Annotated in this window: 15 protein-coding genes; 6 read left to right on the plus strand and 9 right to left on the minus strand. The window is 71.7% G+C overall.

What is annotated here, in order from left to right; translation table 11 throughout:
• Position 1: 1 nt before the first annotated feature.
• From LE548_RS26990 to mce, 4 genes are all read right to left on the minus strand, one after another.
• Entirely contained in the window at positions 2-955 is a 954-nt protein-coding gene (locus LE548_RS26990; RefSeq protein WP_225099548.1) for an ABC transporter ATP-binding protein, read from the minus strand.
• Positions 956-1040: 85 nt separating this feature from the next.
• Positions 1041-1976, minus strand: coding sequence for a cellulose-binding protein (locus LE548_RS26995; protein ID WP_225099549.1), 936 nt, complete (start codon positions 1974-1976; stop codon positions 1041-1043).
• A 183-nt stretch (positions 1977-2159) separates the two neighbouring features.
• On the minus strand, positions 2160-6260 hold the full coding sequence (gene scy, locus LE548_RS27000; RefSeq protein WP_225099550.1) for a polarized growth protein Scy: 4101 nt from the start codon (positions 6258-6260) through the stop codon (positions 2160-2162).
• 206 nt (positions 6261-6466) lie between these two features.
• Positions 6467-6907: a methylmalonyl-CoA epimerase gene (mce, locus tag LE548_RS27005; protein ID WP_225099551.1), complete on the minus strand. Its 441-nt coding sequence runs from the start codon at positions 6905-6907 to the stop codon at positions 6467-6469.
• A gap of 149 nt (positions 6908-7056) precedes the next feature.
• Between mce and LE548_RS27010 the strand changes: the two genes are divergently transcribed.
• Positions 7057-8256, plus strand: a complete 1200-nt coding sequence (locus LE548_RS27010) for an acetyl-CoA C-acetyltransferase (RefSeq protein ID WP_225099552.1) — start codon at positions 7057-7059, stop codon at positions 8254-8256.
• Between the two features lie 38 nt (positions 8257-8294).
• Positions 8295-9251 carry a methylmalonyl Co-A mutase-associated GTPase MeaB gene (gene meaB, locus LE548_RS27015; RefSeq protein ID WP_225099553.1) on the plus strand — a complete coding sequence of 319 codons (957 nt, stop codon included), beginning with the start codon at positions 8295-8297 and terminating at the stop codon, positions 9249-9251.
• A 32-nt stretch (positions 9252-9283) separates the two neighbouring features.
• On the opposite strand, the gene LE548_RS27020 is transcribed toward meaB, so the two are convergent.
• From LE548_RS27020 to LE548_RS27035, 4 genes are all read right to left on the minus strand, one after another.
• Entirely contained in the window at positions 9284-9760 is a 477-nt protein-coding gene (locus LE548_RS27020) for a MarR family winged helix-turn-helix transcriptional regulator (protein ID WP_225099554.1), read from the minus strand.
• A gap of 92 nt (positions 9761-9852) precedes the next feature.
• The gene (locus LE548_RS27025; RefSeq protein ID WP_225099555.1) at positions 9853-10659 is read right to left on the minus strand and encodes an AIM24 family protein; all 807 of its coding nucleotides are present in this window, start codon (positions 10657-10659) and stop codon (positions 9853-9855) included.
• A complete protein-coding gene (locus LE548_RS27030; RefSeq protein WP_225099556.1) occupies positions 10656-11306 on the minus strand; it encodes an AIM24 family protein in 651 nt (216 codons plus the stop codon). The genes LE548_RS27025 and LE548_RS27030 overlap by 4 nt, the downstream gene beginning before the upstream one ends.
• Positions 11307-11308: 2 nt before the next feature.
• Complete coding sequence (locus tag LE548_RS27035; RefSeq protein ID WP_225099557.1) at positions 11309-11941, minus strand: AIM24 family protein; 633 nt, start codon at positions 11939-11941, stop codon at positions 11309-11311.
• Between the two features lie 181 nt (positions 11942-12122).
• Here LE548_RS27035 and LE548_RS27040 point away from each other — a divergent pair, with 181 nt between their 5' ends.
• The 3 genes from LE548_RS27040 (at position 12123) to LE548_RS27050 (ending at position 13251) form a co-directional block, all read left to right on the plus strand.
• Positions 12123-12473: a DUF3817 domain-containing protein gene (locus LE548_RS27040; protein ID WP_225099558.1), complete on the plus strand. Its 351-nt coding sequence runs from the start codon at positions 12123-12125 to the stop codon at positions 12471-12473.
• The gene (locus LE548_RS27045; RefSeq protein WP_225099559.1) at positions 12470-12766 is read left to right on the plus strand and encodes an MTH1187 family thiamine-binding protein; all 297 of its coding nucleotides are present in this window, start codon (positions 12470-12472) and stop codon (positions 12764-12766) included. The genes LE548_RS27040 and LE548_RS27045 overlap by 4 nt, the downstream gene beginning before the upstream one ends.
• Positions 12767-12864: 98 nt before the next feature.
• Positions 12865-13251 carry a hypothetical protein gene (locus LE548_RS27050; RefSeq protein WP_225099560.1) on the plus strand — a complete coding sequence of 129 codons (387 nt, stop codon included), beginning with the start codon at positions 12865-12867 and terminating at the stop codon, positions 13249-13251.
• Here the strand turns inward: LE548_RS27050 and LE548_RS27055 are convergent.
• The gene (locus LE548_RS27055) at positions 13197-14177 is read right to left on the minus strand and encodes a DUF5937 family protein (RefSeq protein WP_225099561.1); all 981 of its coding nucleotides are present in this window, start codon (positions 14175-14177) and stop codon (positions 13197-13199) included. The genes LE548_RS27050 and LE548_RS27055 overlap by 55 nt on opposite strands.
• A 71-nt stretch (positions 14178-14248) precedes the next feature.
• Between LE548_RS27055 and LE548_RS27060 the strand changes: the two genes are divergently transcribed.
• Positions 14249-15547, plus strand: coding sequence for an MFS transporter (locus tag LE548_RS27060; protein ID WP_225099562.1), 1299 nt, complete (start codon positions 14249-14251; stop codon positions 15545-15547).
• Positions 15548-15557: the final 10 nt, after the last annotated feature.

Consider the following 15557-nt stretch of genomic DNA (forward strand, 5'->3'; position numbering starts at 1 on the left):
CTCACACCCCCTTCCAGTCGGCGCCCCAGTCCTGCGGGGCGGGGCCCGGGCCGGCCTGCGCGTGGTACTCCACCGTCTCCGCCGTGAGCCGCATGAACGCCTCCTCCAGCGAGGCCTGCTGGATGCTCAGCTCGTGCAGCACGATCCCGTGCCGCGCCGCCAGCTCGCCGATCTGCTCCGCCTTGCCGCCGTCCACCTCCAGCGCGCCTCCGCCCGCCTCGACGACGGTGATCCCGGCCTCGTGCAGGATGTCCAGCAGCTCTTCCCGCTGGGGCGAGCGGATCCGCACGTACGACCGTGAGTTCTGCCGGATGAACTCGGCCATGGAGGTGTCCGCGAGCAGCCGTCCCTGCCCGATGACCACGAGGTGATCGGCGGTCAGCGCCATCTCGCTCATCAGATGGCTCGAAACGAACACGGTCCGGCCCTGTGCGGCCAGCGACTTCATCAGGTTCCGGATCCAGTGGATGCCCTCGGGGTCGAGCCCGTTGACCGGCTCGTCGAACATCAGGATCCGCGGGTCGCCGAGCAGCGCCGCGGCGATACCGAGCCGCTGCCCCATGCCGTACGAGAATCCCTTGGCCTTCTTCCTCGCCACGGCCGTGAGCCCCACGGTCTCCAGCACCTCACCCACCCGGTGCTTCGGGATCCCGTTGCTCTGCGCGAGACAGAGGAGATGGTTGTAGGCGCTCCGGCCGCCGTGCACGGCCTTCGCGTCCAGCAGCGCCCCGATGTACGTCAGCGGGTCCGCCAGCTGGTCGTAGTGCTTGCCGTCGATCCGGACATCGCCGGCGGTGGGGTGGTCCAGCCCGAGGATCATCCGCATCGTGGTGGACTTCCCGGCCCCGTTGGGCCCGAGGAACCCGGTCACGATGCCCGGCCGGACGGCGAAGGTGAGCCCGTCGACGGCCAGCTTCTCGCCGTACCGCTTGGTCAGGCCCGCCAGCTCGATCATGCGGCCACGCTAAGACGAGCCGAAGCCCCCTGCCACCGGAGTGGAAGAGGGCTTCGGTCTCTTCAGCGACCGTCGAGCACAGGTGTCACCGGGTCTGCTGCGCCGGCACCCCACGAGAGATGGGCTCGTCGTCGGTCGTGGTCCCCGCGGCAGCGACCGCCGCGCCGGTCAGCGTCGCCAGCATCTCGCGCACGTTCGTCAGCTGGGCGTTGATGCTGTCGCGGCGGTTGGTCAGCGCGGCGAGCTCGCGCTCGGATTCCGAGCGGATGCGGTCGGCCTTGGCGTTGGCGTCGGCCACGATGTCCTCGGCCTGGCGCTGGGCCGTCTCCACCGTCTGGCGGGCGCGGCGCTCGGCGTCGGTGCGCAGCTTCTCCGCCTCCAGGCGCAGCTGCTCGGCGCGGTGCTCGATCTCCGCCAGCCGCTTCTCGGCCTTCTGCTGACGCGAGGCCAGGTCGCGCTCGGACTGCTCGCGGCGCTTGGCCAGGTTCGTCTCGAAGTCGGCGGCGGCCTGCGCGGCCTTGGCGCGGGTCTCCTCGAAGAGGGCGTCCGCCTCCTCGCGCTTGGACTGCGCGTCCTTCTGCGCCTCGGCACGCAGCTGGGAGGCGTCGGCCTTGGCCTTCTCGACGATCCGGACGCCCTCGTCCTCGGCCTTGGCCTTGCGCTCGGCGGCGTAGGACTCGGCGTCGTTGCGGACCTGCTGGGCCGCCGACTCGGCGAGGTCGCGGTGCTGTTCGGCCGCCCGCCGGGCCTCCTCACGCAGCTCCTTGGCCTCTTCCTCGGCCAGGCGCAGGATCTTCTCGACCCGCGCGCCGAGACCCGCGTACGACGGCTCGGCGTCGGTGACCTGGGCCTGGGCGTTCTGCGTTTCGAGGTGGAGCTCCTCGATGCGCTTCTCCAGGGCGGTGATCCGGGCGAGAGCGCTGTCACGGTCGGAGACGAGCTTGGAGATACGTTCGTCCACCTGAGCGCGGTCGTACCCACGCCGCACAAGCTCGAAGCCGTAGGGGGAAGTGTCGCTCATGGGGTTCCTGTCGAATGAGACCGGTGAGGTGATAGGTGGAATCCTAGGGGCCGAAGCGGTGTGTCATCACGCGGATACGTGTTTGATCTGGAGAATGAGACCCCTTTTGGGTGGCTGACGGCCGGACGGCTGGCCAAGGACTCGGGCAAAGCCCCCAGACGTTACCGGAACGCCGCGCTCCCGTTACCCGTCTGACGGCTTGCCACCCGAACGAGGGGCGCCGACCGTCGCACCCGCCTTGACTCCGCCGTCCTTGCCGGCCGAGGGGGCCTCGAAGGACTCCAATGCCTCCAGCACGTCCTGGACACGGGAGATCTCGGCGTTGATGTCCTCGCGCCGGCGCACCAGGATCTCCAGCTCGCGCTTGCCCTCCTCGACCGTGCGCCGGGCCTCCCGGATCGCCTCGGCCTTCAGCTCCTCGGCCTCCTTGACCAGGCTGGCCTTCTTCTGCTCGGCCTCCTTCAGGAGCCCCTCCGCCTTCTTGACGGCGGCGATACGCACCTTGCCCGCCTCGGAGTTGGCGTCCGACACCAGCTCCTTGGCCTTGGCCTCGGCCTTGGCCAGCTGCTCCTCGGCGGCCTTGATGAGCGCGTCGCAGCGGTCGCCGGTGGACTTCATCGTCTCGGCCACCTCGCGGCGGGCCCGCTCGTGCAGTTCCTCGATCTCGGTCGTGATGCGGTCGCGCAGCTCCTCCGCGCGCTCCCTTATCGCGGTCGCGTCCCGGCGGGCGCCCACCAGCAGCTCGTCCGCGTCCGTCCGGGCCTTCTCCACCCGGGAGTTGCCCTCGACGGTCGCCTCGGAGACGATCCGCTCGGCCTCGCTGCGGGCCGCGCCCACCATCGTGTCGGCCTGCGCCTCCGCGTCCGCCGTCGTCTTCAGCGCCTGCTCCTGCGCCTCGGTGAGCAGCTTGTCGACCTCGGCCGTGGTCTCCGTGATGAGCGTGTCGACCTGCTCGGCCGCCTCCGAACGCCGCTTGTTGGCCTCCTTGCGAGCCTCGTCCAGGGTCCGCTCGGCCTCCTCGCGCGCGGAGCTGACGAGCCGTTCGGCCGCCGCCTCCGCGTCCGCCCGGAGCTGCTCGGACTCGGCCCGCATCCGCTCGGCGTGCTGCTGGGCCGAGCCGACCGTCTCGGCGGCCTCGGCGCGCAGCCGCTCCGCCTCGTCGGTGGCCTCTCTGACCAGCTGCTCGGCGTTCGCCACCGCCTCCGCACGGACCCGCTCGGCCTCGGCGGCCGTCTCGTTCTGGAGCCGCTCGGCCTCGTTGCGGGCCTCGGTGATGAGGGTGTCGGCCTGGGTGGCCGCGTCGGAGCGGATGCGGTTGGCGTCCTCGCGGGCCTCCGCGCGGGCGCGGGCCGCCGCCTCGCCGGCCTCGGCGAGCGTCTCCGACGCCTCCGTACGGATCCGCTCCGCCTCCGCGGCCGTCTCCGACTGGAGCCGCTCGGCCTCGGCGAGCGCCTCCGTGCGCACCCGGTCGGCCTCCGCGATCGTCTCGTTCTGGAGCCGCTCAGCCTCGCTCCGGGCCTCGGTGATGAGGGTGTCGGCCTGGGTGGCCGCGTCGGAGCGGATGCGGTTGGCGTCCTCGCGGGCGTCCGCCCGGGTACGGGCCGCCGCCTGGTCGGCCTCGGCGAGCGCGTCGGAGGCCTCGGTGCGCACCCGCTGGGCGTACTCGCCCGCATCCGCGCGCAGCCGCTCGGACTCGGCGATCGCCTCCGCGACCGTACGCTCGGCCAGCGCCTTGGCGGCCTCCGTCTCCTCGGCCGTCTCGCGGCGGATACGACTCGCGTCCTCGCTCGCCCGCTCGCGCTCGGCGTAGGCGTCGGCGCGGACCCGGTCCGCCTCCTCCTCGGCCTCCCGCCTGGTGCGGTCCGCCGCGTGTTCGGCGGCCGAGCGCAGCCCGGCGATCTCCTCCTGCGCCTGCTCGTGCAGCCCGGCGACCGAGTCCCGCACCTGCTGGGCGTGCTGCTCGGCGGCGGAGACCATCTCGCCGGCGCGCCGGTCGGCCTCCTCCACCAGCCGGATCGCCTCGGCCTGCGCGTCCTCGACCCGCTTGCGGGCGGAGGCCAGCAGCTCCTCGCTCTGCTCGCGGGCCCGCAGCCGCTCCTGGTCGGCTTCCTCGCGGGCGGAGCCCAGGGTCTCCTCGGCCTCGCGACGGCGCCGGACGGCCTCCTCCTGCGCGGCGGCCAGCGTCTCGGACGCCTCGGCGGCGAGCCGCTCGGCGGCGGCCTGCGCCTCCGCGCGCACCCGGTCGGCGGTCTCCTGCGCCTCGGTCCTCAGCCGCTCGGCCTCGGCGGCGGCCTCGGAACGCAGCCGTACGGCGACGGACTCACCCTCGGCGCGGGAGGCGGACGCGTCGGCCGCGGCCTCGGTGCGCAGCCGGTCGGCCTCCTCGGCGGCCTGCTGCTGGAGCATGCGGATCCGCTCGGCGGCCTCCGCGCGCAGCCGCTCGGACTCCTCCGAGGTCTCCCGGCGGATCCGCGCAGCCTCCTCGCGGGCCTCGGCCAGCGCCTGCTCGGCCGACGCGAGCCGCTCCTGCGCCTCGGTCTGCAGCCGGGTCAGCTCACCGGCGGCCTCGGCGCGGCGGGCCTCTATGGCGCGCTCGGTCTCCTCGCGCAGCTCGCGCGCGGCGGTCTCGGCGGCCGTACGGACCGTCTCGGCCTGCTCCTCGGCCTCGGTGCGCAGCCGCTCGGCCTCCGCACGGCCGCGCTCCAGGGTCTCGTCGGCCTGCCGGCGCAAGCTCGTGGCCCGCTCGATGGCCTCGGTGCGGACCTTCTCGCTGTCCGCGGTCGCGCTCTTACGCAGCTCGTCCGCATCCGCCTTGGCCTTGGCCAGCAGCTCCTCGGCGGACTTGGCGCCCTCCTCGATCTGCGCGACCGCCTCGCGGCGGGCCTCGGCACGGATCGACTCGCCCTCGGCGACCGCGTCGGCGCGCAGCTGTTCGGCCTCGCCGCGCAGCCGGCGGGCCTCCTCCTGCAGCTCGACCGTCTTGGCGCGGTACTCCTTGGTGTCGTCCTTCGCCGCGCCCTTGAGCTGCTCGGCGATGTCGTGCGCCTCGGCGCGCAGCCGGTCCGCCTCGGCCTCGGCCTCGGTGCGGATCCGCTCGGCCTCCTCGGCGGCGGCCTTGGTGGTGTTCTTGGCCTCCTCCGAGGCCTTGTTGAGGACGTCCTCGGCGGTCTTGGCCGCCTTGCCCAGCTGGGTCGCCGTCTCCTCGGCGGTGATCGTACGGGCCTTCTCGCCGGCCTCGGTGACGATCTTCTCGGCCTCGGCGCGGGCGTCCGCGACCAGCTGCTCGGCCTCGGACCGGGTGGTCTCGGCCTCCTTGGTGGCCTCCTCGACCAGCCGGGCGACCTGCTCCTTCGCCGTACGCGTGCGTGCCTCGCCCGCCGCCTCGGCACTCGACAGGGTCTTGGCGGCGGCCTGCTCGGCCTCGCTGACCAGCTTCTCCGCCTCGGCCTGCGCCTTGCGCAGCGCTTCCTCGGCCGCCGCCATCCGCTCCTCGGCGGCCCGGCTCAGCTCGGCGGCCTGCCGGCGGGCGGCGTCCGACTCGCTCGCGGTGCTGGTGCGCAGCTGCTCGGCGTGGTCGGTGGCCTCCTGGGCCTGCGTGGACGCCGCGTTCAGCAGCCGCTCGGCGTCCGTACGGGCCCGGCGCAGGATCTGCTCGGCCTCCGCGCGCGCCGCCTCGGCGTCGTTCTGCAGCCGCTGCCGGGCCTCCTCGGTCAGCCGCTCGGCCTCCGCGCGGGCGGCGGCCATCGCCTGCTCGGCCTCCGCGCGGGACTCGTCGAGGAGCCGGCGGGCCTGCGACTCGGTGCGGGCACGCAGCTGCTCGGCCCACGCCACGTTCTCGTTGACGTGCGACTCGACCGTGGCGCGGCGCTCGGCCAGCTCCTGGTCGAGCTGCTGGCGCCGGTTCACCGCCTCCTGGTGCAGCTCGGCCTGGAGCCGGGCGGCCTGCTCGGCGTGCTCCTGGAGGATCCGCTGGGTCTGCGCCCGGGCCTCCGCGGCCATCCGCTCCGCGTCCTGGCGCAGCTGGTCGGCCTGGATCTGGGCATTACGCAGCAACTGCTCGGCCTGGTAGCCGATGTCACCGCCGTCGAAGGCGGGCCGGGTCATGAGGGTGCGGCGCGCCTCGTGCAGCTTGGCGCGCAGCACCTCGACCTGGTAGCCGAGGTCCTCGGCGTGCTGGATCGCCTTCTCCCGCTCGGTCCTCAGCCGCTTCATCTCGGCCTCGAACCGAGAGAGGTGGTCGACGTCAGCCGCCGGCTCTCGCTCCTGGCTCTCGTAGCCCCGCACTGCGCGGTCCCATCCGTCCCCTGGTCGGCTTCTACAACGAGCCCCGTCCATCCGCCGAACGGGGCCCCCGGGGAATGGTGTCAGACTGGCGGCGGAGCACGGGCTGCTGCCCCGACGCTCGTCCCCCGAAACCCGGACCCCGGCATACGGTCGCCCTGGGATGAGCGACGACCGCCCCCAACCCTACCGGCCCTTATGTACGGGGGTCAGTGCTCAGGGGACTCAACCGGGGCCGAAGTGACCAGTTCTGTCAGGACCCCGTGGCAATCCTTGGGGTGCAGGAAGGTGATCCGGGACCCCATCGAGCCGCGCCGGGGCTCGTCGTAGAGCACCCGTACGCCCTTCTCGCGGATGTCCGCGGCGTCGCCGTCCACGTCCGCCGTGCCGAAGGCGATGTGGTGGACGCCCTCCCCGTTCTTCGCGAGCCACTTGCCGACCGCGGAGTCCTCGCGGGTCGGCTCCAGCAGCTGGAGGTAGGAGGCGCCGCCGTCCGACGTCTCGTTGATCTTGAGCATGGCCTCGCGCACGCCCTGTTCCTCGTTGACCTCGGTGTGGAACACCTCGAAGCCGTATGTGGCCCGGTAGAACTCGACGGTCGCGTCGAGGTCGTGGCAGGCGATCCCGATGTGGTCGATTCGCGTCAGCATGGATTCAGTGCAGCGCTCGGCGGATGGTTACGCAACGTGCGCGCGATCACACCGACGGCCCGATGACGGCACGGAGTGCCACTCAGTACATTCGAAGTAAACCCTCGTTCACTCCTCGGCTGTGCAGGCCGGTAAGGGGATCGCAGCTCATGCCTTCTGGAACGACCAGCTCTGTGATCGTCGCGGGCGCGCGCACGCCCATGGGACGACTCCTGGGCTCCCTCAAGTCCTTCAGCGCGGCCGACCTCGGCGGCTTCGCGATCAAGGCCGCCCTCGACCGTGCGGGGATCGGTGGCGACCAGGTGCAGTACGTGATCATGGGCCAGGTGCTCCAGGCCGGCGCGGGCCAGATCCCGGCACGTCAGGCGGCGGTCAAGGCCGGCATCCCGATGAACGTCCCGGCGCTCACCATCAACAAGGTGTGCCTGTCCGGCCTCGACGCCATCGCGCTCGCCGACCAGCTGATCCGCGCGGGTGAGTTCGACATCGTGGTGGCCGGCGGCCAGGAGTCCATGACCAACGCCCCGCACCTGCTGCCGAAGTCCCGCGAGGGCTTCAAGTACGGCGCCGTCGAGATGCTCGACGCGATGGCCTACGACGGCCTGACCGACCCGTGGGAGAACATCCCGATGGGCCAGTCCACCGAGAAGCACAACGCGCGCCTCGGCATCGGCCGCGAGGAGCAGGACGCGGTGGCCGCCCTGTCCCACCAGCGGGCCGCCGCCGCGCAGAAGAACGGCCTGTTCGAGGCCGAGATCACCCCCGTGGAGATCCCGCAGCGCAAGGGCGAGCCCGTCCTGTTCAGCAAGGACGAGGGCATCCGCGCCGAGACCACCGCAGAGTCCCTGGGCAAGCTGCGCCCGGCGTTCACGAAGGACGGCACGATCACGGCCGGCACCTCCTCGCAGATCTCGGACGGTGCGGCGGCTGTGGTCGTGATGAGCAAGGCCAAGGCCGAGGAGCTGGGCCTTGAGTGGCTCGCCGAGATCGGCGCGCACGGCAATGTGGCCGGCCCCGACAACAGCCTGCAGTCGCAGCCCTCGAACGCGATCCAGCACGCCCTGAAGAAGGACGGCCTGGACGTCTCCGACCTGGATCTCATCGAGATCAACGAGGCCTTCGCCGCGGTCGCCGTGCAGTCAATGAAGGACCTCGGCGTGTCCACGGAAAAGGTGAACGTCAACGGCGGCGCGATCGCGCTGGGCCACCCGATCGGCATGTCCGGCGCCCGTCTCGTGCTCCACCTGGCGCTCGAACTCAAGCGGCGCGGCGGTGGCGTCGGCGCGGCCGCGCTGTGCGGTGGCGGCGGCCAGGGCGACGCCCTGATCGTGCGCGTGCCGAAGGCCTGAGTTCCCCTTTACGTCGCTGAAGTGAACGGAGCTGTGTGATGCAGGACGTCTCCTCTCTGGTGGCCCAGGCCAGGGACGGCCGGCCGCGGGCCGTGGCCCGGCTGATCTCCCTGGTGGAGGGGGCGTCCCCGCAGCTCAGGGAGGTCATGGCGGCACTGGCCCCGCTGACCGGAAACGCCTATGTGGTGGGCCTGACGGGCTCGCCGGGCGTCGGCAAGTCGACCTCCACCTCCGCGCTCGTCACGGCGTATCGCAAACAGGGCAAACGGGTCGGCGTCCTGGCCGTCGACCCGTCGTCCCCGTTCTCCGGCGGCGCCCTGCTCGGCGACCGCGTCCGCATGTCCGACCACGCCTCCGACCCCGGGGTCTACATCCGCTCGATGGCCACCCGCGGCCACCTGGGCGGCCTGGCCTGGGCGGCCCCGCAGGCGATCCGGGTGCTGGATGCGGCGGGCTGCGACGTGATCCTCGTCGAGACGGTCGGCGTCGGCCAGTCGGAGGTGGAGATCGCCTCCCAGGCGGACACCAGCGTGGTGCTGCTGGCCCCCGGCATGGGCGACGGCATCCAGGCGGCCAAGGCGGGCATCCTGGAGATCGGCGACGTGTACGTCGTCAACAAGGCCGACCGGGACGGCGCCGACGCCACGGCCCGCGAGCTCAACCACATGCTGGGCCTGGGCGAGGCCCGGGGCCCCGGCGACTGGCGTCCGCCGATCGTGAAGACGGTGGCGGCCCGCGCGGAAGGCGTCGACGAGGTCGTGGAGGCCCTGGAGAAGCACCGCGCGTGGATGGAGGAGCACGGGGTGCTGACCGAGCGCCGCCGGGCCCGCGCCGCCCGCGAGGTGGAGACCATCGCGGTCACGGCGCTGCGCGAGCGCATCGGCGACCTGCACGGCGACCGCCGCCTCAGCGCCCTCGCGGAGCGCATCGTCGCGGGCGAACTGGACCCGTATCGTGCGGCGGACCAGCTGGTGGCGGGCCTCACGCAGGGCTGAGGGACCGCCGGCCGGCCGATCCCGAGCCAGGCTCAGGGGCGCCCCCGCTGCCCCCTCAGGTGCTGGGCGATCGGCTTGAGGGCCTTGTCCAGTTCCGTCAGTGCCTCCGGCGACAGCAGATCGATGAAGTGCCGTCGCACGGAGGCGACATGATGTGGCGCCACCTTCCTCATCGTCTCCATGCCGTGCTCGGTCAGTACGGCGTACAGCCCCCGGCGGTCGGACTCGCAGTTCTCGCGGCGCACGAGATTCGCGTTCTCCATCCGCGTGATCTGGTGCGAGAGCCGGCTCTTGGACTGCATGGTCGCGGAGGCGAGATCGCTCATCCGCATCCGTACGTCGTCCGACTCGGACAGGTTCACGAGGATCTCGTAGTCGTTCATCGTCAGGCCGAACGGCTGCAGATCCTTCTCCAGCTGGTACGTCAACAGCCTGTTGACCTCCAGGTGGGTGCGCCAGGCGCACTGCTCCGCATCGGTCAGCCAGCGCGTGGCCGTCTCGGTCTCCATGAATGAAGTCTACCTAAGAAGTTGAATGACGAACTACTTCGGATGATGTGACAGTGCGCACGCGTTCGACGTCACACTCCGCAGACTACCGCTCACAGCCCGAAGCGACGCTGGAGGTCGCCGAGCTGTCCGGGAAGGCGCGGTGCCCCGGATGATTGCGGACCGTGGCCGCCCGGACCCGGAGTGCCACCCCCGGGTACCCCCGGTTCGGATGGCACAACCCCCGTCGCAACCTCGCCCATGAGGCTCTCCGAGGACTGCAGAAGCACCGTTCCGGCGCCCACGAACTCGAACTGGTGCTCCTCCCCGGACACCCCGCCGAAGCCCGTCATCGCACGTAGACCGCCTAGTACACCCGTCAGATAACCGTGGTCGTAGTGATGGCACGGTGACGGGCAGTCGGCCCACCCGACGAGGGCCTGCGGATCGACCCGGATCGGAGGTTCCATGAACACCACCGGACCGTTAGATGCGGCGACAAACTTGCCGGTTCCGATAAGGGTCAGAAAACCCGGCACGATCGATTGCTTCAGCGCGAGACTTGGCTGAAAAGCGAGCAGGTTGCCCGAGCGAATGGTCAAGTTCCCGTCGTCCAGGTCATAGGAATTGACGTCGAAGGCCCGGTCGGCGAGCAGCATCTTGCCCGAGCCGTGCGCCACGACCCAGTCGCTCGCGTGCAGTGGCGAATGGAACGAGGTGCGGACAAGTCGGTCGAGTCGCCCGTGCCCGATCCCGTTGAACTCGATCGCCCCGTAATAGGCGATCATCTTCCCCTTCTGCAGGAACCACTCACCGCTCTTGAGCTCCACGCAGAACGTGTACCTGTTCACGTTGTCGTCGGCGGGCAGCGTCATCGGGTCGTACACCACAGGGGCACCGGGGGCCGGGTACGTGCTCACAGCTTCTCCTCCGATGCCTGGACGAACACCGTGCCGCTGCCGCTCAGCTCCAGCTGGAAGGCCTCGCCGGAGCCCCGGCCCACCATCTCGCGCCAGCCGAGCGCGGCCGACAGTCTGTTGCGGACCTCGCCGTGATGGGCGACGTACGCCTGCGGGTCGACATGGACCGGGTGCTGCGGGGTGATCGGGATCTCGAAGACCCCGCCGTGCGCCATCACGGCGACCGAGCCCTGCCCCTGGAGCGTGGTGGTGAACAGGCCCTGCCCGGTGACCTGACCCCGGACCAGGCCCATCACCCCGCCCTGCGAGCCCATGAACATCGTCCCCTGCCGCAGCGTGCCCTCGAAGGCCAGCAGCCGGTCCGCCTCGACGTACAGGGTGTCGCCCGTGAGCTGGATGACGTGGACGTGGTGGCCGCCGTGCCCGAAGAAGACGGTTCCGCTGCCCTCCACCGTCATCAGCGGGGTCGCCTCGCCCGTCACCCGGCGCCCGAGCATGGACATCAGCCCGCCCTGGCCGCCCTGGATGTTCGGCGTGAAGGACACGTCCCCCTTGTAGGCGAGCATCGCCCCGCGCTGGCTGAACAGCCGCTGCCCCGGCACCACGGTCGCCTCGACCATCTTGGAGTTGATCTCCCGGAACGCCATCTCTACAGATCCCCCGCGATCGTGTTCCGCTCGCTCGGCTGCACATAGACCAGTCCGTCGCCCTCGAACCGGATCTGGAAGGCCTCGCCCCCGCCCTCCCCGAGGAACGTGCGGAACGTCACACCGGACTGGAAGGACTGCCGGACACTGCCCTGATGGGCGATGTACGCCCCCGGGTCCACGATCAGCGGGTACTGCGGGCTCACGCGCAGGACCACCGCCGGGCCGTCGGACATGATGGCCGCCTGCCCGTGCCCCTCGACCGTCGTCGTGAACAGGCCGTTGCCCTGCGAGGCGCCCCGCAGCCCCGTGAACGTCGTCCCGGTCCGCAGCCCGGCGTCGGTCGCGAGCAGATTGCTCGACTCCACGTACAGCTTGTCCCCCTGGAGGCTCACCAGGTTGATCTCCGAGGCCCGGTCGGCGAACCAGCACGTCCCATGCCCCTTCACCTCCATCACCGTCATCTGCTCACCGGTGAGCCGGCGGGTCACCATCCCCCGCAGGCCCTCACCGCCACCCGTCAGCTTCTTGAAGGACATCTGCCCGTCGTACGCGACCATCGAGCCGTTCTTCGCCTTCACGGCGTCCCCGGTCATGTCGACGGCGAGCACCCTGCTGCCTTGAAGTCGGAACATCGCCACGCAGCGAAAGTAGCGGCGGCGCGGGTGGACGGAACAGGGCCCATAGGTGGACACCGACCCTGAGCGGACCCCTACGGGCAGCGTTTGCCACAATGGCCGGACGTTTGTGCTTCCGTTCACAAAGCGGATCACACAGCGCTCGCGCCGTCAGCGACTCTCCCACCGAAGGTGACCCGTGGACCTCAAGACAGCCTCCGCCATCCGCCGCCTCCGTCTGATCTCCGTACCGGAAGGCATCTCCTGGATCATCCTGGCGGCCTGCACCGTCATCAAGTACACGGTCGACAGCGGCTTCGACGTCGCTCCGGTGCTGGGCCCGATCCACGGCGTGCTGTTCGTTCTCTACGTCCTGTTCTGGGCGGACGCCTGGAACCGCACCAAGTGGAACAAGGGCAAGGCCGCCCTCTACTTCGCCTACTCGGTCATCCCCGGTGGCGGATTCATCATCGAGCGCACGCTGCGCCGCGAGGCCGAGGACGCCGTCATCGCGGCCCGCGCCCGCAAGGAAGGGGTCGTGAACGCATGATCGTCGCCTTCTCCGTGACGCCCCTCGGCGTCGGCGAGGACGTGGGGGAGTACGTCGCCGACGCCGTCCGCGTGGTCCGCGAGTCGGGGCTGCCCAACCGCACCGACGCCATGTTCACCTCGATCGAGGGCGAGTCGTGGGACGAGGTCATGGACGTCGTCAAGCGCGCCGTCGCCGCCGTCGAGGAGCGCGCCCCGCGCGTGTCGCTCGTCCTCAAGGCCGACATCCGGCCCGGCGTGACCGACGGCCTGACCTCCAAGGTCGAGACGGTCGAACGGCACCTCGCCGGCTAGCCGGACCCTCGTTTTGAGCGGTCGCCCACGCCGATGTACGTTTCCCGGTCGATGCTTTGATCGATCATTCGAAGCACGTTCTGACCTGGGGGAACATCATGAGTCTCAGCAACCGTTTGCTGCTGGGGCCGCTGAGCGGCTGGGCGACCGCCTGGACCCTCGACCGGCAGCGGCTGTGGCGGGAGCGGGGCATCACCCCTGAGCGCGCCCTGGCCAACTGGGTCGCGGAGCTGGTGGTGCGCGCGACGGTCCTCACCCTGTGCGTGACCGGGCTGGGACAGGAGTCGCTGCTCCGCCTGTTCGGGCCGTACGCGGACACCGTGGCCTATCCGTGTCCGCTGCTGATGGTCGTCGCCGTGTACCTCGCCCTCTTCAAGGCGCCGCTCGCGGGAACGCCCGCCGCCCGGCGCCGTTCGCGCCCGGACGACGTTCAGTCCCCGGAAGCCAGCGCCACCCCCAGCGGCGTCCTCTCGTACAGCACCTGATGGCCGTACCGCCGCGCCGTCAGCAGGCCCGCGTCCCGCAGGACCGTCAGGTGGGACGACACCGACGACGCGGCCAGGCCCAGCCGGTGGGCCAGCGCCGTCGTGGTCGCCGGTTCGGCCAGGGCGGTCAGGATCCCGGCCCGGTTGCGGCCCAGCAGCCGTACCAGTGACGCGGCCGTGCGCGCGCCCGGCTCCGTCCACAGGCCCGCCAGGCCCCGCGCCGGATAGACCACGGTGGGCTGCCACGGCGGCTCGAAGCCGGTGATCACATCGGGCCAGGAGAACACGCTCGGCATCAGCACCAGGCCCTGGCCGGCCAGGTCACGGGCATACTCCGTGCGCAGGGCCAGCGTCAGCGTGCGGCCGTCCCAGGACAGCCTCGGGTCCAGCTCCGGCAGCAGCGTGCCCAGGCCCACCTCGGCCAGCCGCCGTGAGTGGAAGGCCACGTCCGCCTCCAGCAGCGCCCGCAGCCGCGGCCAGTCCGGCTCGACCAGCACCTGCCAGGCCTCCTCCATGGCGTCCGCCAGCTCCGCGATCATCCGCGCCGGATCCGCCAGCCAGGCCCGCCCGCGCCGTGACTCAAGCGCGCCCGGGGTACAGGCCAGCGACAGCGCGGTGTCCTCGCGGGCGGCCTGCGGGTCGGACGTCCGTACGGCCGCGATCTCCTCCTCGAACGTGGCGGCCGGACCTATCGGCGGCGGCCCCAGCCAGTCGGGGGAGTGCCCCCGGCGGGGCATCAGCAGCCACAGCGCAGCCAGGTCGAGCCCTGCCGCCGCCTCCCGGATACGGCGCAGCCAGGGCGCGTGATAGCCGTGCCGGTCCGGCCGCTTGAGGGTGCGTACGGCCTCCTGCGTCTCCCACATCGGCGAGATCGCGAACCGGCAGCGCAGGAAGTCCTCGTCGCCGAAGTGCAGAAGTGACGGCATGAACACCCCCTGAACATTCGGCTGGACCCGAAACTCTAGGGCCCCGCCCGCCTCCCGGGCACGCTCCTCGCATGTCCGCACCACCGCAGACGGCCCCGGCGCCCGCCGGTTACGGCCGTGTCTTCGCCGTGCCCGAGTTCCGGGCCGTCTTCGCCGCCCACGTACTGTCCATGCTCGGCGTGATCGTCAGCGAGATCGCCCTGTCCGTCCTCGTCTACGACCTCACCCGCTCGCCCCTGCTCAGTGCGCTCACCTTCGCCCTGGGCTTCCTGCCGTACGCCGTCGGCGGCACCGTGCTCGCGCCCCTCGCCGACCGCTTCCCGGCCCGGCGCGTGCTGGTCGGCTGCGATCTGGTGTGCGCGGGCTGCGCGGCCGTGATGACCGTCCCCGGCACCGGGATCGGCGTGCTGCTCGCGCTGCGCTGCGCTCTCGCGGTCGTCTCCCCGGTGTTCGCCGGCACCCGGATGGCCACCCTCGCCGACGTCCTCGGCGACGGCGATCTGTTCGTGCTCGGCCGCTCTCTGCTGCGGATCGTCGCCCAGAGCTCCCTGCTCGTCGGCTACGGCCTCGGCGGGCTGCTCCTCACCGTCCTCGCCCCCCGCCACGCCCTCCTCATCACCGTCGGCACCTTCCTCGCCTCCGCCGCCCTGCTCCGCTGCGGCACCCGCCACCGCCCGGCCCGCAGCCGGTACGACGCCTCCGGCCCCGCGCCCGGTCTGCGCCGGCTCCTCGCCGACCGGCGGATCCGCGTCCTGCTCCTGCTGTTCTGGATCCCGGCCGCCTTTTCCGTCGTACCCGAGGCGCTGGCCGCGCCGTACGCCGACGTGCTCGGCAGCGGATCCGCCGGGCTCGGGCTGCTGATGTGTGCGCTGCCCGTCGGTACGGTGGCCGGCGAGCTGTTCGCCGGGGCGCGGCTGAGGCCCGTGACACGCGAACGCGTGGCGCTCCCGCTCGTCTGCCTCGCCCTCCTGCCCTACCTCGGCTACGCCCTGCGCCCCGGGCTCGTCGCGTCCCTGCTGCTCCTGGTGGTGTCCGGGGCGGGGTCGGCGTACACCCTGGGCCTGGACCAGTGGTTCGTGCGGGCCGTGCCGGAGGAGCAGCGCGGGCGGGCCATGACCCTGCTCAGCGCCGGGCTGATGACCGTCCAGGGCGTGGGCATGACGCTGGCAGGGGTGGCGGCTCAGGCGGTGGGGGTGCGGGCCGCGGTCGCCGGTGCCGGGGCGGCCGGGGCGCTGTGCTGCTGCGCGCTGGCCGTCGCTGCCCGGGCGACCGAGGGGCAGGAGGTGGCCGAGGGGCGAGAGGCGACCGGCGAGGAACGGGAGGCGACCGATCGGCGAGACGGGGCTGACCGGTATATGACCGGCGGGTAGGGTCTGATGA

This window comes from Streptomyces sp. CoH27 (assembly GCF_020181035.1).
Taxonomy (GTDB): Bacteria; Actinomycetota; Actinomycetes; order Streptomycetales; family Streptomycetaceae; genus Streptomyces; species Streptomyces camelliae.